Source organism: Nocardioides rubriscoriae (assembly GCF_008087085.1).
GTDB classification, from domain to species: domain Bacteria; phylum Actinomycetota; class Actinomycetes; order Propionibacteriales; family Nocardioidaceae; genus Nocardioides; species Nocardioides rubriscoriae.
Genome location: NZ_VIYJ01000001.1, coordinates 646,264 through 664,601, shown reverse-complemented (window position 1 = coordinate 664,601; position 18,338 = coordinate 646,264). Strand labels below are relative to the sequence as shown.

Below are 18,338 nucleotides of genomic sequence, written 5' to 3'. Positions count from 1 at the left end.
CAGCTAGCCGGCGAAGACCGGCGCCAGCCGCTCCAGCGCCGCCTCGATGTCGGCGCCCGGGCCGGCGAACGAGAACCGCACGAACCGACCGCCGTCGGCGGTGTCGAAGTCGACGCCGGTGGCGATCGCGACGCCCGTGCGGGCCAGCACGTCGTGGGCGAAGGCCATCGAGTCGGTCGTCAGGTGCCCGACGTCGGCGTAGGCGTAGAACGCCCCGTCGGCCGGCGCCAGCCCGGTCACGCCCAGGCGTGCGAGTCCGTCGAGCAGCAGCCGCCGGTTGTCGGCGTAGCGCGCCACGTGCCCGTCGAGCTCGGCGTACGCCGGCACGCTGAACGCGGCCAGGCACGCCCGCTGGCTCAGCACGGGCGGGCAGATCGTGAAGTTGCCGGTGAGCACGTCGACCGCGCGGCGCAGCCGGTCGGGCACGAGCGTCCACCCGATGCGCCACCCGGTCATCGAGAAGTACTTGGAGAACGAGTTGAACACGACCGCCTCTCGGCTGGTCTCCCACGCACTGCGGGCCAGCCGGTCGCCGGCCTCGGCGTACTCGATGCCGTGGTAGATCTCGTCGCTGATCAGCTGGACCCCGGCCTCCTCGCAGTGGGTCGCCAGTGCGGCCAGCTCCGACGGCAGCAGCATCGTGCCCGTCGGGTTGGCGGGGGAGGCGATCACCAGCCCTTTCAGGTCAGGGATCGCCGCGACCTGCTCGACGGTCGGCTGGAACCGCGTCGATGGACCGGTCGCGATCTCGACGACCTCGCACCCCAGCGCGGCCAGCACGTTGCGGTAGCAGGGATAGCCCGGCCGCGCGATCGCCACCCGGTCGCCCACCTCGAACGCCGCCAGGAACGCCAGCAGGAACCCCCCGCTGCTCCCGGTCGTGACGACGACCTCGTCGGCGTCGACCTCGATGCCGTGCGTGCGCCGGTGGTGCCCGGCGATCGCCTCGCGCAGCTCACGGATGCCGGTCGCCGGCGTGTAGCCCAACGGGTCCCCCGACTGCAGCAGCCGGACCGCCTCGTCGTTGACCGCCCGCGGCGCCCCCGTGCTCGGTTGCCCGGCCAGCAGGTCGAGCAGGTCGCCGTGCGTACGCCGCCGCTCGGACGCCGCCGCCAGCAGGTCCATCACGTGGAACGGCGGCACGTTGGCGCGTTGCGCGACCTGGAGTCGGTTCACGTGGCGACCCTACGGCGCCTCTACGGGTCCGGGTCCGTGGCCCGGTCGGTCTTCCGCAACACAGGCCCGACCGGGCCAGCGACCCAGAGGGCAAGGTCAGTGCTGAGCGGCCGCCGCGCGCCCCGCCCGGCGGCCGAAGAACGAGCCCTCGCCGAGCTGGGTGCCGGAGCAGTAGCCCTTGCCGTCCTGGGCGAGGTTGGAGGCGCAGGCGCCGGCGGCGTACAGGCCGGGCACGACGGAGCCGTCGGGGCGCTGGACCTCGCCGTCGACGCTGACGCGCAGGCCGCCGAGGGTGAAGCCGGCGTAGATCGCCTTGCCGAGGGTGAGGTCGAAGACCGCCCACGGGCCGGTGTCCTGGGGGGCGAGCCAGTCGGCGGACTTGTGGAAGTCGACGTCGTCGCCGGCGCGGGCGAGCTCGTTGTAGCGCTCGAGCGACTTCTGCACCGACCCGGCGGGCAGGGCGAGGGCGGTCTCGAGCTCCTCGATGGTCTCGAAGCCGTCGATCAGCGGCACGAGCGGGAACTTCGGGTACTCGACGTGCTCGCTGTCGACGATCAGGTAGGCCGCGTGGTCCTCCTGCTCCATCACGAACTGCGAGGTGCGTGAGTGGTAGCCGTCCTCGCTGCAGAAACGCTCGCCCTGCTTGTTGACGATGAAGCCGAACATCAGCTTCGAGGGCGGGTAGAACGGCGCGGTGATGAAGGGCTCGTCCATGTGCTTGAGCTCGGCGCCGACCGAGGCGCCGAGACGGATGCCGAGCCCGTCGTCGTACGTCGAGCCGAGGGTGAAGGGCTTCTCGGCCAGGGCGGGGGTGTGCTCGGCGACCATGTCCGGGTTCATCACGAAGCCGCCGGCGGCGATGACGACGGCGGGCGCGAGGACGAACCCGGTGTCGTCGAACGAGCGCCACGCGAGGCCGACGACCTCACCCGCCTCGCCCACGACGAGGTTGGTGGCGCCGGTCTCGTAACGCACCTCGACGCCGGCCTCCTGGACCCGGTCGCGCAGCAGGTCCATCACGAGCCTGGTGCCCTCGGTGTCGCCGGGCACCGGCACCTTGTGGCCGCGCGGCGCGGGCTTCGCGAGCTGCTGGTAGGGCCACATCTTCTCGTTGCCGGTGTACATCAGGCCCTGGGTGCCGGGCTGGATCACGGCCTTCTCGGCGTAGTAGGACCGCTCGAACTCGAAGCCGAGCGACTCCAGCCAGTCGAAGTGCTCGACCGAGCCCTCGCAGTAGGCGCGGATCTTGTCGTGCTCGGGCTCCTTGGCGGCGGCCACGAGGTAGTCGTACATCGCCTCGACGGAGTCGTCGTGGCCGGTGGCCTGCTGCACCGCGGTGCCGCCACCGAGGTAGAAGTGGCCGCCCGACAGCGACGAGGTGCCGCCGTGCACGGCCGCCCGCTCCAGCAGGAGCACCCGGGCCCCCGCCCGCGCCGCCTCGAGCGCCGCGCACCCGCCGGCGATGCCGAAGCCGACCACGACCACGTCGTACGACGGGGCGTCGGCCGGCACGGCCGAGGCGGGGATGGTCGCGGGGACCACGGTGCCCTTGGCGGGCTCGGTGCTCACGGGGCTGTCGGCGCTCACCCGGCCATAGTAGAACAGGTTCTAGTTCATGGTGACCTAACGTTCGGTGGGTGCACTTCTCCGAGTACCAGATGCGACTGGCGTCCTACGCCCTCCTCGTCGACTCCACGCACCCCGACGGCGAACGGATCCTGCTCGCCTGGTGGAACGGCGAGGGCGTCGGCACCCCCGGCTGGAGCCTTCCCGGCGGCGGCGTGGACTTCGACGAGCAGCCCGACGCGGGCCTGGTCCGCGAGGTCAAGGAGGAGACGGGCTACGACGTCGAGGTCGGCGCCCCGCTCCTCGTGCACACCTGGAGCAACCCGCACGGCCGCCCCGACCGGCCGCTGCCCTTCAAGGCCGTCCGCGTGCTGTACGACGCCACGATCGTCGGCGGCGAGCTCGGCACCCTCGAGGTCGGCGGTTCCACCGACCGGGCCGAGTGGGTCCCGATCGACGCCCTCGACGACCAGCCCGGCACGACCACCGAGATCGTGCACATCGCGGTCTCGGCCCACCGTGAGCGGTCGGGTCGGACCGCGCAGGACCGATAGACTGCGACACCGTCACCCCATGAGAGGCGACCGTGTCCTTCGACGTCCACGAGCTCGACCTGTTCGTGCTGGTGGGCTCTGCGGTCACCCTGGCGGCGATCCTGGCGGTGCGGCTCTCCAGCCGCGCCGGCCTGCCGAGCCTGCTGATCTACCTGCTCATGGGGGTCGCGCTCGGTGAGTCCGGCGTCGGCATCGAGTTCGAGGACGCCGAGGTCGCCCACGCGCTCGGCTTCGCCGCCCTGGCGGTGATCCTGACCGAGGGCGGTCTGACGACCAGCTGGCGCGAGGCCAGGTCCTCGATGAGGCTCGGGCTGTCCCTGGCGACCGTCGGGGTCGCGGTCTCCGTGGCGGTCGTGGCGGTGGGGTCGCACTACCTGCTGGGCCTGCCCTGGGAGCTCGCGGTGCTCCTCGGCGCGGTGTGCTCGCCGACCGACGCGGCCGCGGTGTTCTCGGTGCTGCGCGTCGTCCCCCTGCCGCAGCGCCTCGTCGGCTCCCTGGAGGCCGAGTCGGGCCTCAACGACGCCCCGACCGTCGTGCTCGTCACGCTCATCTCGACCGGCGCGGTCGCCGACAACGGCGTCCTCGGCATGCTCGGCATCATCGTCTTCGAGCTGGTGCTCGGCGTCGCTCTGGGCCTGCTGGTCGGCTTCGGCGGCGCCTGGGTGATGCGTCGGGTCGCGCTGCCGTCGTCGGGCCTCTATCCGCTGGCCGTGATCAGCCTGGCCTTCCTCGCCTACGGCACCACCACCGCGCTGCACGGCAGCGGGTTCGCCGCGATCTACGTCGCCGCGCTGGTGCTCGGCAACTCCGACCTGCCGCACCGCCAGACCACCAGGTCGTTCGCCGAGGGCATCGCCTGGCTCGCCCAGATCGGGCTGTTCGTGATGCTGGGCCTGCTGCTCTCGCCGGGCCGGATCACCCTCGACATCGTCGGGACCGCGATCCTCGCCGGGCTCCTGCTCACCTTCGTGGCCCGGCCCGTGTCGGTGCTGGTCAGCAGCGTCGTACGCCCCATGCCCTGGCGCGAGCTGTCGTTCCTGTCGTGGGCCGGGCTGCGCGGGGCCGTGCCGATCGTGCTCACGACCATCCCGCTCAGCGAGGGCGTCGGCGACGCCGAGCGCCTGTTCGACATCGTCTTCGTGGTGGTCGTCGTCTACACCGTGATCACCGCGCCGTCCCTGCCGCTGGTCGCCCGGGTGCTGCGCGTGACCCGGCGCTCGGAGCCCCGCGACCTCGACCTCGAGGCCGCACCCCTCGACCGGGTCCAGGCCGACCTGCTCCAGATCACCATCAGCCCGGTCTCGCGGCTGCACGGCGTCGAGGTCGGCGAGCTGCGCCTGCCCAAGGGCGCCTCGGTCTCGCTGGTCATCCGCGACGGCGAGACCCTGGTCCCCGAGCGTCGTACGGTCCTGCGCCACGGCGACGACTTCCTCGTCGTCACCCCCCGCAAGGCCCGCGAGAAGACCGAGGAGCGACTGCGTCAGGTCAGCGCCAAGGGCCGCCTGGCCCAGTGGCTGCACGACTGACCCGACGGCCGGCTCCGCCTGCGACGCAGTCTCCTGGCGCGTCGTCCTCGTCGATCCGGGTCGTGGGCCGGCGCCGTCATGGTCTACGTTCGCGCAACGTGAGTGCCCAAGCCCCCTCCGCGGTCATCCTGATCCGTGCCGACCGTTTCCGTCCCAACCCGGCGACCGCAGCCGACAACGCCTTCCAGGCCGACGCTCCTGCCGGGCAGTCCGAGGAGGAGACGGCGTCCAGGGCGCAGGCCGAGATGGACGCCGTGGCCGACGCGCTGCGCGGCGCGGGCGTGCGCGTGCACGTCTTCACCGACGAGGACCACACCCGCCCCGACAGCGTCTTCCCCAACAACTGGCTGTCGACCCACGCCGGCGGCAACGTCGCGGTCTACCCGATGTACGCCTCCAACCGGCGCCACGAGCGGCGCGCCGACGTGCTCGAGATGCTCAAGTCCGACTACCGGGTGCAGACCATCGTCGACTACTCCGGCCTCGAGCCCGACGGCATCTTCCTGGAGGGCACCGGCGCGATGGTCCTCGACCACATCTCGCGCGTGGCCTACACCGCCCGCAGCCACCGCGCCGACACCCACGTCCTGGAGCGGTTCTGCACCGACTTCGGCTACGAGCCGATGGCCTTCGACGCGGTCGACTCCGACGGGGTGCCGGTCTACCACACCAACGTGATCGGCTGCGTCGGCACCGAGGTCGCCCTCTTCGCCCTGGAGATGATCCCCGACGAGCGGCGTCGCGAGCAGGTCCGCGAGCGGCTGTCGGTCAACGGGCGTCGCGTGGTGCAGATCACCGAGGAGCAGGTCCGCGAGTTCGCCGGCAACGCCGTCGAGCTCTGCGGGCGCACGCCGGACGGCAGGCGCCGCTACGTGATGGTGATGTCGGCCCGCGCGCTGCGGAGCCTGCGCCCCGACCAGGTCGCGGCCATCGAGGAGTCCTGCACCATCCTGGCCATCGACATCCCCACCATCGAGCTGGCGGGCGGGTCGGTGCGCTGCATGATCGCCGGCATCCACCTCGACCCTCGCCCGGCCGCCGAGCCCGGGCCCAGCCCGGCCGTGGCCGCGATCAACGAGGACGCCGTGACGTCCGACGGTCGGGGTGTCGCGCAGGACGACTGACCGGGGTTGGCAGTGCCGTGCGAGCGCCTATCCCTGCATCGTAATAAGCCTTTCAGGCCGGTGACATCAAGGTTCGAACTGTTCTTCCGGGCGCCAGTGTGGCGCAGGATCGATCTCGTTCCCGGTCACCCTGCGAAAGGTAGTTCCATGACTCTCCGACCTACATCCACCCCGCGCCGAACCCGACGGGCGACGACCCTCCTGGCCGGCGGCGTGCTCGGCGTGCTCGGCGTCGTCGGTGCCTCCAGCGCCTGGGCCGACACCATCGTGGCCGCTCAGACCTCCGACCCGGGTGGCGACGCGCACGGCGCCCTGCAACGAAACGTGCCGACCGCCGACCTCCTGCGCGCCGGAGTACGGTTCAGCGCCACGCAGGTGACGTTCTTCGTCGACCTCGCCACGGCCCCGACCCAGGCCGACCTGACGTCAAGCCACTTCCGCTACGACGAGACCATCAGCTTCAACGGACACCCGCAGGTCGTCACGATCGTGTCAGCGGGTGGTCGGAGCGAGATCGTGGCCAACCCGGGCAGTGATGATTCCCAGCTCATCCAGGGGTCACCGGTGGTGGACCAGTCCGCCAACGAGATCACCTTCACCGTCGACCGCGCCGAGTTCCAGGGCAACATCGACCCCCTGGCCCCCGGGACGACGGTCCAGGTCACCGCGGTCAACGCTTCTGCTCTGAGCGGCACCGGCCTGTTCGCCTACACGGGCAAGGACAGCGCCGCACCCGGGCCGGTCATCACCCTGGGATAGGGCCGACCTGGGCGAGCCCTCCTCAGCCCCTCTCAGCCGCGCTCGCGACGTGGCAGGCGAGGGCGCGTGGTCAGACCTGCGGGGCTGAGCTCCGAGATCGGTCAGCTGAGCGCCGCCGGGCCGCAGACGGTGCCGTCGTCGGTCACCTTGACCTGCTGGCGCCCCTTGCGGACGCCGGGGAAGTCGTCGCCGACGACCACGGTGATGCCGGCGGCGCTGCTCTGGCGGTCGACGACCTTGACCTTGCCGCCGAGGTAGCTGACCACGAGGCGTACGGCGGCGGAGCGGCCCCCCGACACCCAGACCTGCGCCGAGCGCACGTCGGGATCGGGCAGGTTGTCGAGCTCGCCGCCGTCGAAGCCCTGCGCCTTGAGGTCGTCGAGGGTCGTGCGGGCCAGGCCGTTCTTGGTGCCGGCGTTGATCACGCTGACGGTGACACCGCCCGGGCGCAGGATGTCGCCCGCCGTCACGGCGCTGTCGACGCAGACCGGCGGGTCGGCGCTCTCGGGGAACGGTGCGGAGACCGCGTTGAGGCCGTGGGTGACGGCGTACAGCAGGAGCAGGAGCAGGACGACCAGCGTCGCCAAGGTGCGCAGCTGGCCTGCGAGGCGCTCGGTCACGACCCGTCCTCCAGCTGGTGGACGCGAGCGTGCAGCACGTTGCGTTGCTGCAGCGCGGCGCGCAGGGCCCGGTGCAGGCCGTCCTCGAGGTAGAGCTCGCCCCGCCAGGCCACGACGTGGGCGAACAGGTCGCCGTAGAAGGTGGAGTCCTCGTCGAGCAGGGCCGCCAGCTGCAGGGTGTCCTTGGTGGTCACCAGCTGGTCGAGCCGGACCTGTCGTGGTGGCACGGCCGCCCATGCCGCCGACGTCAGTCCGTGGGCGGGGTAGGGCCGCCCCTCGCCGACGCGCTTGAAGATCACCTCGGGAGTCTAAGCGTCCGCCGGGCACCGCCTATCCTCCTGGCATGACGACGACTCCGGCCGGTCCGGTCGATCCCGCCCCGTCCGCGCCGTCGCCGCTGGAGGCGGCCGTCGCCGCGGGCTACGCCTTCGAGGGCCCGGCGCTCGAGCTGGGCGGGCTGATGACCGACGCCACGACGCTCACGCCGGTGCACGTGCGCATCCCGCTGGCGATGCTCAACCGGCACGGCCTCGTGGCCGGGGCCACCGGCACCGGCAAGACCAAGACCCTCCAGCTGCTCGCCGAGCAGCTGAGCGCGGCCGGTGTCCCGGTGTTCGCCGCCGACATCAAGGGCGACCTCTCCGGCCTGGCGACGCCGGGGCCCGGCGGCGACAAGGTCGCGGCCCGTGCCGCCTCGGTGGGCCAGACGTGGACCGCCACCGGCTTCCCGGTCGACTACTACGCCCTGGGCGGCGAGGGCACCGGCATCCCGCTGCGCGTCACGATGTCGGCGTTCGGGCCGGTCCTGCTCAGCAAGGTCCTGGGCCTCAACGACACCCAGGAGTCGAGCCTGGGGCTCGTCTTCCACTACGCCGACCAGGCCGGGCTGCCGCTGCTCGACCTCGCCGACCTGCGCGCGGTCGTCGGCCACCTCACCAGTGACGAGGGCAAGCCCGAGCTCAAGGCGCTCGGCGGGCTGTCCTCGGCGACGGCCGGGGTGATCCTGCGCGAGCTGATTGCGTTCCAGGACCAGGGGGCCGACGCGTTCTTCGGCGAGCCCGAGTTCGAGTCGGCCGACCTGCTGCAGACCACCCCCGACGGCAAGGGCCTGATCTCGCTCGTCGAGCTGCCCAACCTCCAGGACCGGCCCGCGATCTTCTCCACGTTCCTGATGTGGCTGCTGGCCGACCTCTTCCACGACCTGCCCGAGGTGGGCGACGTCGACCGGCCCAAGCTCGTGTTCTTCTTCGACGAGGCCCACCTGCTGTTCAACGACGCGTCGAAGGCGTTCCTCGACCAGATCGCCCAGACCGTGCGGCTGATCCGCTCCAAGGGCGTCGGGGTCTTCTTCGTGACCCAGAGCCCGACCGACGTGCCCGACGCCGTCCTGGCCCAGCTCGGCTCCCGCATCCAGCACCAGCTGCGGGCCCACACCCCGAACGACGCCAAGGCGCTGAAGGCCACCGTCAACACCTACCCCGCGAGCGACTACGACGACCTCGGTTCCGTGCTGACGAGCCTCGGCATCGGCGAGGCCGTCGTCACCGTCATGAACGAGCGCGGCGCGCCCACCCCGGTCGCCTGGACCCGGCTGCGCGCCCCCGAGTCGTTGATGGGGCCCAGCGACCCGGCGGCGATGGCCGCGACCGTCGAGGCGAGCCCGCGCCACGCCAAGTACGCCGTGGTCGTCGACCGCGAGAGCGCGCGCGAGAAGCTCGCCGCGCGCCTGGAGCAGGGCGCCGCCAAGGCCGAGGCCGAGGACGCCGCCCCGACGCCCGGGTCGACCCCCATCCCGAAGCCGAAGCCGGCCCCCCAGCCGAAGCCCGCGAAGAAGGAGCCCGGGATCGTCGAGGAGGTCGTGAGCTCCAGCGCGTTCAAGGACTTCATGCGCACCGCGACCCGTGAGGTCGTCCGCGGGATGTTCAAGACCGGACGCCGCTGAGCACCGCCACGAAAAACCCAGGAGCCACGCCGTGCGTGACGACGTGGCTCCGTGGCGGATCAGAGGGGGAAGCGGTGGGTGGACCCGGCCTAGGCGGTCCAGCGGACGGACTCGTCGACGAAGTCGGCAAGGGCATGGACACCGCGGAGGTCGGTCCGCTCGTCCATGAGTCGGACCACGCTCTGCGAGTGGCGGGTCTTGAGGGCTGCGCGGGCGGCGCGACGCTGATCGAGCGTCTCTGCCTCCATCTTCTCGTTCTCGGTCATGACTCGAGAGTGGGGTCTGCACTTCTCCGCCAGGTTGACCACGGGTTACAACCACGTCTCATCTGGGGGTGATCTGCCTTACGTTGCTCCGGTGACCACCCTCGACGACCTCATCGACGCCCACGACATCAGCCAGCTCAAGTACCGCTACCTGCGCTCGCTCGACACCAAGGACTGGGACTCCTTCTCCGACTGCTTCGTGCCCGAGGCGACCGGTGACTACAACGGCCTGGTCTTCGCCGACCGCGCCGCCCTGGTCGACTACATGCGGCAGAACCTCCCCGAGGGCATGCTCACCCTCCACCAGGTCCACCATCCCGAGATCACCGTCGACGGCGACACCGCCGTGGGCCGCTGGTACCTCCAGGACCGCGTCGTCGTCGAGGCCTTCACGTTCATGCTCGAGGGCGCCTCCTTCTACACCGACCACTACCTCCGTACGCCGGACGGCTGGAAGGTCACCCACACCGGCTACGTCCGCACCCACGAGATCCACTACAACCTCGACGACCTCCCGCACCTCAAGGTCACCGGCCCCGGCCAGCACCTGCACTGATCGTCTGGTCGCCTCCGGGTGGGGCGCGTCGGGCTGGCCGCCCGTCTTCCTTGAGGGCTGCCGCGATCTGGGTGGCGGCCGCACCCGACGCTGGCCCCACCCTCCGGCTCCGTGCGCCCTGTGGTGGGCCTGGCCCTGTGGCCCGGGCGCCTCTTTGCTGGTCGGCTTCCTCTCGACCCCTCCCCACGGTGGTCGAGGCGGTTGCCCATCTCGATCCCTGCCCCAGGGGGACCGCCGGTCGGGGACCGACGCCCCACCCCACCACGGGGCCCCGGCCTGCAGGACCCCGAGCCCGCCGCAGGCGACAAACGCGCCGAAGGCGCGCACGCCAACCGCAAGCAGGAGACCGACCGGGCCACGGACCCGGTGGGCCGCCGGTCTACAGCGACGGCTCCCGCCACGCGGCCTGCACGACCTCGATTCCGCGCTCGCGGGTGATCAGCCGGCCGCGGCCCGGCGGCATCGGCGACGGTCGCAGGTTGCCGAGCAGGGGGCCCTCGTCGGGCGAGCCCGACAGCATCAGCTGCGGCATCGCCAGGTCGCGCAGCGACTGGATGACCGGCTCGTACAGCGCCCGCGAGGCGCCTCCGGAACGGCGGGCGACCATCACGTGCAGGCCGACGTCGCGGGCCTGGGCGAGCAGGGGCTGCAGCAGCGCGACCGGCGAGGTCTGCTGGGTGGCGACCAGGTCGTAGTCGTCGACGACGACGTAGACCTCGGCGCCGGTCCACCAGGACCGGTTGCGCAGCTGGTCGGGGGTGACGTCGGGCCCGGGGATCCGACTCTCCAGGTAGGCGGCGAGCTCCTTGAGCGCGGGCTGCGCCTGGGTCGCGGAGGTGAGGTAGTTGAGGAGGTACTCCTCGGGCACCTCCCCGAGCAGCGAGCGCCGGTAGTCGACGATGACGATCTGCGCCTGCTTGGGGGTGCGGGTGCGCATCACCTCGTGGACGTGGGTGCGCAGGAACGCGCTCTTGCCCGACCCCCCGTCGCCCAGCAGCAGCAGGTGCGGCTGGGTCTCGGGGTCGAGGGACACGGGGGCGAGCTCCTTCTCGTTGACGCCGAGGTAGAGGCGGCGTGCGGCCGGCTCGGTGAGGTCGTCGGTGACCCGGGCCATCTCCAGGATCCGGTCGATCCCGATCCGCTCGGGCAGCAGCCGGAGCTTCGGCCCGGCCGGTCCCTTCCACGCGGCGGCGACCCGGGCGATGAGGTCGTCGACGCCGTCGCCGAGGGTCTCGGCCGTGGCCCGGCCGTCGATGCGTGGCAGCGCGCCGAGGAAGTGGAGCTTGCCGGGCACCAGGCCGCGACCGGGCCGGCCCGCGGGCACGAGCTGGGCGACCTTGCGGTCGATCTCGGAGTCCATGGCGTCGCCGAGCTTGAGCTCCAGGCGGGTGCCGAGCTGGTCGCGCATCGCGGCTCGGAAATCGTTCCACCGGGCGGCCGCGGCCAGGACGTGCAGGCCGAAGGTCAGGCCGCGCGAGGCCAGCACCTGCAGCGACATCTCGAGGTCGTCGAAGTCCGAGCGCAGCGTGCTCCAGCCGTCGACGACCAGGAAGACGTCGCCGTAGCCGTCGTCGGCGCGGCCCTCGGCGCGGCGCCGGCGGTAGGTCTCGATCGAGTCGATCCCGTTGGCCCGGAAGTAGGCCTCGCGACGGTCGACGACGCCCTGCACCTCGGCCGCGATCCGGCGTACGACGTCGGGCTCGCTGCGCGTGCCGACGCCGGCCACGTGCGGCAGCGACGCCAGGGGCGCGAACGTGCCGCCGCCGAAGTCGAGCACGAAGAACTGTGACTCCAGCGGGGTGGTGGTCAGCGACATGCTTGTCACCAGCGAGCGCAGCAGCGTGCTCTTGCCGCTGCGGGGCCCGCCGACGATCGCGGCGTGCCCGGCGGCGCCGCTGAGGTTGAGGGTGAGGGTGTCGCGGCGCTGCTCGCGGGGGCGGTCGACGGTGCCGAGGGGCACCACCAGTCCGCCGAGGGCGCGCCAGCGAGGGGAGACCAGGCCGAGCGCGGGGTCCTCGGTGAGGTCGCCCATGAGCTGGTCGAGCGTGTCGGGCTCGTCGAGGGGCGGCAGCCACACCGCGTGGGCGGGCATGCCCTGGCCCTCCATGTGGTCGACCGCCACGTCGAGCAGCGACTCCTGGGTGTCGGTCGGCGCCGCGGCGGGCGTCTCCACCACCGGCTCCGGCTCGGCCTCGAGCGAGAGGACCTCGGAGATGGTGAAGGGCAGGATGCCGCGTACGTGGCCGCCCTCGTCGCGCGGGACCGCCCGCCGACCGGTCGTGGGAGGCCCGGACACGTAGGCCGCCTTGAACCGCGTCATCGTGGTCGGGTCGGGCTTGAGGTAGCCCAGGCCGGGCACCGCAGGCAGCTCGTAGGCGTCGGGGACGCCGAGCACCGCGCGCGACTCCTGGGCGCTGAAGGTGCGCAGGCCGACCCGGTAGGACAGGTGGGACTCGAGCCCGCGCAGCCGGCCCTCCTCAAGGCGCTGCGAGGCGAGCAGCAGGTGCAGGCCCAGCGATCGTCCCAGCCGGCCGATCGCGACGAACAGGTCGATGAACTCGGGCTTGGCCGACAGCATCTCGGAGAACTCGTCGACGACGATGAAGAGCGACGGCAGGGGCGCGAGGTCCTCGCCCGCGGCCCGTGCCTTCTCGTAGTCACGCACCGAGGCGAAGTTGCCCGCCTCGCGCAGCAGCTCCTGGCGGCGCACCATCTCGCCCGACAGGGCGTCCTGCATGCGGTCGACGAGCGTCAGCTCGTTGGCGAGGTTGGTGATGACGGCCGAGACGTGCGGCATCTGCGACATCCCGGCGAAGGTCGCGCCGCCCTTGAAGTCGACCAGCACCATGTTGAGCTGCTCGGGGGAGTGGGTCATCGCCAGTCCGAGCACGAGGGTGCGCAGGAACTCCGACTTGCCCGAGCCGGTCGCGCCGATCACCAGCCCGTGCGGGCCCATGCCCTGCTGGGCCGACTCCTTGATGTCGAGGTGGACCAGGCTGCCGTTCTCGCCCAGGCCGATCGGCACCCGCAGCCGGTCGCGGGCCGGGCGGGTGCGCCACGCGGCGGACGGGTCGAAGGTGCGGACGTCGCCGAGGCCCAGCAGGTCCATGAAGTCGGTCGGCCCGCTGATCTCGCCCGTGCCGGTCTCGGCGGGGCCGGCGACCGTCACGTTGTAGAGGGGGGTCAGCCGCCGGGCGAACGCCTCGGCGGTGGCGGCGTCGCACTGGTCGGCCTTGGCCCGGATCGGCGCCTCGCGCACCCGGACCGCCTCGACCGGCACGAGCCCGGCGGCGTCGGGGGCGCCGTGCAGCTGCAGGCGCAGCCGCGAGGCGTCCTCGAGCTCGAGCCAGCGCGTGGGCAGGTCGAGCAGCGTGACGCCGTGCAGCCCGTCGGGCGGTACGACGTGGTTGCCCGGCGGCAGCTCGACGCCGTCGGTCACGAGCAGGATGTGCGGCGTCGCCGGACGCTCGTCGGCGCCGAAGCGCGGCCGGTCGCCGAGGTCGGGGGGCAGCAGCGCGGCCAGGTCGCTGAGCGAGGTGCTGACCATCCGCATCGGACCGACCGCGTCGGTCTGCTCCTGGCTGAGGGCGTGGGGGAGCCACTTGACCCAGTCCCAGTGGGCCAGGTGCTCGTCGGAGGACAGCACGGCGACCACGAGGTGGTCGGGGGACTGGAAGGCCGTCGCCGAGCAGATCAGGGCGCGCGCCAGGGCCCGGGCCTGCTCCTCCTCGCCGCACACCTCGATGCGGTCGAAGGCCCGCAGGTCCAGGGACGCCGGCAGGTCGGGCTGGGTGCGGTGCACGACCAGCAGGCGGTGCAGCGCCGAGGCGGCGGCCGGGTCGACGTCGTCGATCGGGGCGCTCTCGGGGGGCACGAGCTCGAGGGCGAGGGGCTGCGCGCACAGCCCGTAGCGCACCTGCAGGAAGCGGCTGTCGGCCGCGTGGTGCTCCCACACCCGGGTGCGCTCCTCGGCGAGGGCCGGCAGCGCCGCCGGGGCGGGGTGGTGCCAGGTCAGGGCCCGACGCTGCTGGGCGGCGGCCTCCCGGGCGACCGTGCGGACGCCGGCGAGGTAGCGGAGGTACTCGGTGCGCGAACCGGTCACCTGCTGGTTGCGCTGCTTACGCTGCCGGTCGATCTGCACCACGATGAAGCCGACCGTGGCGAACAGGAACATGCCGGCCGCAAGGAAGCTCCGCCCGCCGCCGCCGCTGCCCGCACCCCGGCTGATGGTCGCGACGAGCACGATCGAGCCGAGGCTGCCCAGCATCGGGATCGCGTTCATCGCGATCCCGGCGGCACCCTCGCTGGGCTGGATCTGCGGCGGTGGCTGCAGCACGAGCTGGCCGCTCGGCATCTCGGGCTGCTCCACGCGTCCGCCCCGCAGGCTGGACTGCACGGCACCGGACGTGCTGCTCGACCTGGTGCTCGACCTGCTGCTCGACATGCTGCTCACAAGGACTGACCTGCCGTCGCTGTCTGGGTGACGCGGTCCCGATCGCCGCGGCTCACCGATGATAGGGACGGCCGCGGGCGGGTACTACTGTGCCCGACCAAGGGGCACCCGACCCCGCAGCCCGAGGCGCCTGGGAGACACCGTGAGCGGTACGACGCGTGCGGACGACGTCCTGTCCGTGAGCCTCCACGGGCCGTTGGGCGTCCTCGACCTGCAGGTCCCGGCCGCTGCCTCGAGCGTCGACGTCGCCACGGAGTACTCACGACAGGCCAACCTCCCCACCGTCCCGGTGCTCTACACGCGACTGGGCCGCCCCCTGCCGGCCGGTCTGTCCCTGGCCGACGCCGGCATCGTCACCGGCGCCGTGCTGGTGGCCTCCGTCGCGGGGGCTGCCGCCGACCCGCGACAGGCGCGTCGCGGCTCCGCGCGCCGCCGCCCCGGCCTGGTCCCCGGTGCGCTGTCGGCGTCGTGGTGCGTGGGTGCCGTGGCCGTCGCGGTCCTCGCGGGGCTCCTCGCGGCCCCGCTCCCGGAGTCGTCCGGGCCGCGCGAGGCGACCATCGCCGTGCTCGTGGCGGTGGCCGCCGTCGGGGTCCTGCCGCTCGGCCCCCTGGCCCGGCACCGGGTCATGGCCGTCCCTGCGTACGCCGCCGCGGCGGCGTACGTCGTCACCTGGGACCCCGCCCCCGAGCGGCTGCCCACGATCCTCGGCGTCGCCGGCCTCGCCGCGGCCGTCACCGCGGCCGTCGCACGGGCGCTCGGCCAGGCTGGCGAGGAGGGCCTGCGGGTCTGGATGGTCAGCGGGGTCTCGGTGTTCGTGCTCACCACCACCGCCGCGCTCACCGGCGTCAGCGCGCAGGTCGTCTACGCGGTCGCGCTGGTCGTCGCCATGCTCGCCGCGCGCTTCGTGCCGATCATGGCCGTCGACGTGCCCGACCAGTACCTCCTCGACCTCGAGCGGCTCGCCGTGACGGCCTGGTCGGCCCGCGACCGCCCGACCGGCCGTCGGGGCCGGATCCTGGTGCCCCGCGGTGCCGTCGCCGAGGTCGCCGAGCGCGGCAGCCGCGTCGTCACCGCAGCCTGCGTGGCGGTGCTGGTGGTCTCGGTGACCTCCGCGGCGCTGCTGCTGCGCGAGGCCTCGGTGTGGATCGACGTCCTCGGTGCGCGCCTTGAGGTCGGGCTCGCCGGAGCCGCCCTGCTGCTGGCCGCCCGCAGCTATCGGCACGCCGCGGCCCGGGCGCTGCTGCGCGTGGCGGGCCTGGGGTGCTGGCTGGTCCTCACGGTGGTCCTCCTCGCCGCGAGCGGGTCGGCCTGGGTGTCGCTGGTCGCGTGGTCCGCTATCGGGCTCGGGGTGCTCCTCGTGCCGGTCGCGGTCGCCCTGGGGCGCGGGTGGCGCTCGGCCTGGTGGTCGCGCCGGGCGGAGGTCGCCGAGAGCCTGTGCGGCGCCCTGGCGGTGGGCATCGTGGTCGTGGCCGCCGGCTTCTTCCGGCTCCTGTGGGAATTGACAGGGTGAGGTTTACCGGTTTTCGCGTCGGGTAACTCCCCGTCAGCAACAACCCGGCCATGACACCCGTCAGGCAACCCACTCAGGCAACCCCACTCAGGCAACCCCACTCAGGCAACCCCAGTCACTCGGGCGGCGACATGCCGCCGTATCGAAGGAGAAGGCACATGTCGAACGCCCCGGACTACGGACAAGGTCAGGCGACACTCAGCAAGGCGGCCGGTCTGGTCACCGACGCCAAGGCTGACTTCATCAAGGAGAGCGACACCCTCAGCGGTCAGATCGCCGACATGCAGGGCAAGTGGGTGGGCCAGGGTGCCTCGGCCTTCTTCGTCCTGCACCAGACCTGGACCGAGAAGCAGCGCACCATCCTCAACGCGCTCGACGAGTTCGCCCAGTCCCTGCAGAAGACCGAGCAGGTCAACATGACCAACGACGACGAGCAGAACGCCGTCTTCGCCCGCCTCAACGGCCGCCTCGGCTGACCGGCACCGACGAGACCAGGAGCAAGCACATGACCGACGGAATCCGCGTCAACCACGAGGCGCTCATCACCGGGGCCGACAACATGAAGTCCACGATGGAGCGCATCAACAACCGCCTCGACGTCCTCGAGAACGAGCTCGCCCCCCTGCGCAACGACTGGAGCGGTCGGGCCCAGGAGACCTACGTCGTCGCCAAGGGCAAGTGGGACGCCGCCATCGCCGAGATGCAGCAGCTGCTCAAGGAGACCTCCGACTCGGTGCGCCAGTCGCAGATCGACTACTCCAACGCCGACGCGCGCGGCGCCGCGCAGTTCGGCGGCTGACGGTTCCACCCCCGGCCGACGCGGCCGGGGCCGAAGGGGTCGACACCACCCGGTGTCGGCCCCTTCGCCGATGTCAGGATGACCCCCGGGCCACGAGCACGACGACCACGACGAGCACGACGAAGGAGCATCGATGAGCCAAGCGCCGGTCGGCATCTCCGGTCTGGTGCGGGTCACCGTCGCCTCCGGGACCCGCCGTGTCGACCTGGTGCTGCCTGGAGCCGTGCCGGTCGCCGAGCTGGTGCCCGAGCTGGCCCGCAGCGTCGGCCTGCTCGACTCCGCGACGGTCTACGGCGGCTACACGCTGGTGACCTCCGAGGGGCGCCGGCTGGCCAGCGACACCGGCCTGACCCTGCAGGGCGTCGAGGACGGGTCGCTGATCACCGTGAGCGCCGGCGTCGACGCCCCGGTGCCCCCCGTCTACGACGACGTCGTCGAGGCGATGACCGACGTCGTCGAGCACGAGCTCAAGCCGTGGGCCCCCGAGTCCGGGCGCCGTACCGCCCTCACGGCGGCGACGTTGCTGATGGCGCTCGGCGCCGCGGCGCTGCTCGCCCAGGGCTCTGCGCTGGCGTCGTACGCCGCCGCGGTCGTGTCGTTCGCCCTGGTCGCCGGCGCGATCGTGCTGTCGCGTGCCCAGCAGGAGCCCGAGGCCGCCGTCACCGTGGCCTGGATCGCCGCCGGCTACGCCGTCGCTGCGGCCGTGATGCTCGCCGAGGACGAGCGCGACTACGGCTATCGGCTCGCGGCCGCCGGCGCCGCCCTGGCCGTGGTGGGCGTCGTGTGCCTGATCGGTCTGGGAGCCGGCCGCACGCTGCTCATCCCCGCCGTGGTCGTGGGCGCCGTGCTCAGCGTGTGCGGGGTGCTCGTGGAGCAGACCGGGGCGACCCCCGAGGTGCTGCTCAGCTGTGTGCTGGCCTTCGTGGTGCTCGTCGGCAGCGTCTTCCCCTGGCTCGCGCTCGGGGTCACCAGCACCACCGTCGACCAGCTCTACTCCACCGCCGACATCACCGCCGACCCCGACGACGTCGACCCGGCGCGGGTCGCGGCCGACGCGCGCGTGGCCCACGAGATCCTCATCGCGATCTCGGCCACGGTCGGCATCCTGCTGGTCGCCACCGCTCCGCTGGCGGTCCGGCTCGGCCTCTACGGCACCCTGATGGTCGTGGTGGCCTGCGCCGTGGTGATGCTGCGCACCCGCCAGTACCGCACGGGCTCCGAGGTGCTGGTCGGACTCGGCTCCGGCATCCTGGGCCTGGTCGCCGTCGCGGTCTCGATGCTCTACTACCACCCCGACTGGCGCCCGACCGCGGCCGTCGTCCTGGCCGGTGCCGGGGCCGCGCTGCTCGCGCTGACCCTGCTGCCCTCGGGTCCCTCGGTGCGTCGGGGCCGGTTCGGCGACGTCCTCGAGACCGTGTCGCTGGTCGCCCTGGTCCCCTTGCTGGTGCTGGCGATCAGCGTCAGCGACGTGCTGCCGGGCTGACCCG

The 18,338-nt window shown here is 72.5% G+C and carries 16 protein-coding genes; 10 read left to right on the top strand and 6 right to left on the bottom strand.

Going from position 1 to position 18,338, the window contains the following annotated elements:
- Positions 1 to 3: 3 nt before the first annotated feature.
- Entirely contained in the window at positions 4 to 1,176 is a 1,173-nt protein-coding gene (locus tag FZC61_RS03190; protein ID WP_246142486.1) for a pyridoxal phosphate-dependent aminotransferase, read from the bottom strand.
- Between the two features lie 96 nt (positions 1,177 to 1,272).
- On the bottom strand, positions 1,273 to 2,763 hold the full coding sequence (locus FZC61_RS03185; protein WP_246142485.1) for an FAD-binding protein: 1,491 nt from the start codon (positions 2,761 to 2,763) through the stop codon (positions 1,273 to 1,275).
- A gap of 50 nt (positions 2,764 to 2,813) precedes the next feature.
- On the opposite strand from FZC61_RS03185, the gene FZC61_RS03180 reads away from it, so the two are divergent.
- The 4 genes from FZC61_RS03180 to FZC61_RS22920 all read left to right on the top strand — a co-directional run bounded on the left by FZC61_RS03180 (position 2,814) and on the right by FZC61_RS22920 (position 6,705).
- The gene (locus tag FZC61_RS03180; protein ID WP_148612355.1) at positions 2,814 to 3,296 is read left to right on the top strand and encodes an NUDIX hydrolase; all 483 of its coding nucleotides are present in this window, start codon (positions 2,814 to 2,816) and stop codon (positions 3,294 to 3,296) included.
- A gap of 32 nt (positions 3,297 to 3,328) precedes the next feature.
- A complete protein-coding gene (locus FZC61_RS03175; protein ID WP_148612353.1) occupies positions 3,329 to 4,822 on the top strand; it encodes a potassium/proton antiporter in 1,494 nt (497 codons plus the stop codon).
- Between the two features lie 98 nt (positions 4,823 to 4,920).
- Entirely contained in the window at positions 4,921 to 5,946 is a 1,026-nt protein-coding gene (ctlX, locus tag FZC61_RS03170; protein WP_148612351.1) for a citrulline utilization hydrolase CtlX, read from the top strand.
- Positions 5,947 to 6,093: 147 nt separating this feature from the next.
- Positions 6,094 to 6,705 carry a hypothetical protein gene (locus tag FZC61_RS22920; protein WP_170285950.1) on the top strand — a complete coding sequence of 204 codons (612 nt, stop codon included), beginning with the start codon at positions 6,094 to 6,096 and terminating at the stop codon, positions 6,703 to 6,705.
- 101 nt (positions 6,706 to 6,806) lie between these two features.
- Here FZC61_RS22920 and FZC61_RS03160 read toward each other — a convergent pair whose 3' ends face one another.
- Both FZC61_RS03160 and FZC61_RS03155 read right to left on the bottom strand, forming a co-directional pair.
- On the bottom strand, positions 6,807 to 7,325 hold the full coding sequence (locus FZC61_RS03160; RefSeq protein ID WP_148612349.1) for a LytR C-terminal domain-containing protein: 519 nt from the start codon (positions 7,323 to 7,325) through the stop codon (positions 6,807 to 6,809).
- The gene (locus tag FZC61_RS03155) at positions 7,322 to 7,624 is read right to left on the bottom strand and encodes a type II toxin-antitoxin system VapB family antitoxin (RefSeq protein ID WP_148612347.1); all 303 of its coding nucleotides are present in this window, start codon (positions 7,622 to 7,624) and stop codon (positions 7,322 to 7,324) included. The genes FZC61_RS03160 and FZC61_RS03155 overlap by 4 nt, the downstream gene beginning before the upstream one ends.
- Before the next feature lie 44 nt (positions 7,625 to 7,668).
- On the opposite strand from FZC61_RS03155, the gene FZC61_RS03150 reads away from it, so the two are divergent.
- Positions 7,669 to 9,267 carry a helicase HerA-like domain-containing protein gene (locus tag FZC61_RS03150; RefSeq protein WP_148612344.1) on the top strand — a complete coding sequence of 533 codons (1,599 nt, stop codon included), beginning with the start codon at positions 7,669 to 7,671 and terminating at the stop codon, positions 9,265 to 9,267.
- An 89-nt stretch (positions 9,268 to 9,356) separates the two neighbouring features.
- Here FZC61_RS03150 and FZC61_RS22915 read toward each other — a convergent pair whose 3' ends face one another.
- The gene (locus FZC61_RS22915) at positions 9,357 to 9,533 is read right to left on the bottom strand and encodes a hypothetical protein (RefSeq protein WP_170285908.1); all 177 of its coding nucleotides are present in this window, start codon (positions 9,531 to 9,533) and stop codon (positions 9,357 to 9,359) included.
- A gap of 91 nt (positions 9,534 to 9,624) precedes the next feature.
- Between FZC61_RS22915 and FZC61_RS03145 the strand changes: the two genes are divergently transcribed.
- On the top strand, positions 9,625 to 10,089 hold the full coding sequence (locus tag FZC61_RS03145; protein WP_246142484.1) for a nuclear transport factor 2 family protein: 465 nt from the start codon (positions 9,625 to 9,627) through the stop codon (positions 10,087 to 10,089).
- Positions 10,090 to 10,468: 379 nt separating this feature from the next.
- On the opposite strand, the gene eccCa is transcribed toward FZC61_RS03145, so the two are convergent.
- The gene (gene eccCa / locus FZC61_RS03140) at positions 10,469 to 14,533 is read right to left on the bottom strand and encodes a type VII secretion protein EccCa (RefSeq protein ID WP_148612339.1); all 4,065 of its coding nucleotides are present in this window, start codon (positions 14,531 to 14,533) and stop codon (positions 10,469 to 10,471) included.
- A gap of 187 nt (positions 14,534 to 14,720) precedes the next feature.
- On the opposite strand from eccCa, the gene FZC61_RS03135 reads away from it, so the two are divergent.
- From FZC61_RS03135 to eccD, 4 genes are all read left to right on the top strand, one after another.
- Positions 14,721 to 16,052 (top strand): hypothetical protein, encoded by a 1,332-nt coding sequence (locus FZC61_RS03135; protein ID WP_148612336.1) that lies wholly within the window; start codon positions 14,721 to 14,723, stop codon positions 16,050 to 16,052.
- Between the two features lie 158 nt (positions 16,053 to 16,210).
- Positions 16,211 to 16,528, top strand: coding sequence for a WXG100 family type VII secretion target (locus FZC61_RS03130; RefSeq protein WP_170285949.1), 318 nt, complete (start codon positions 16,211 to 16,213; stop codon positions 16,526 to 16,528).
- A gap of 29 nt (positions 16,529 to 16,557) precedes the next feature.
- Positions 16,558 to 16,851, top strand: coding sequence for a WXG100 family type VII secretion target (locus tag FZC61_RS03125; RefSeq protein WP_148612330.1), 294 nt, complete (start codon positions 16,558 to 16,560; stop codon positions 16,849 to 16,851).
- Positions 16,852 to 16,984: 133 nt separating this feature from the next.
- Positions 16,985 to 18,334, top strand: a complete 1,350-nt coding sequence (gene eccD, locus FZC61_RS03120) for a type VII secretion integral membrane protein EccD (protein ID WP_148612328.1) — start codon at positions 16,985 to 16,987, stop codon at positions 18,332 to 18,334.
- The last annotated feature ends 4 nt before the right edge of the window (positions 18,335 to 18,338 follow it).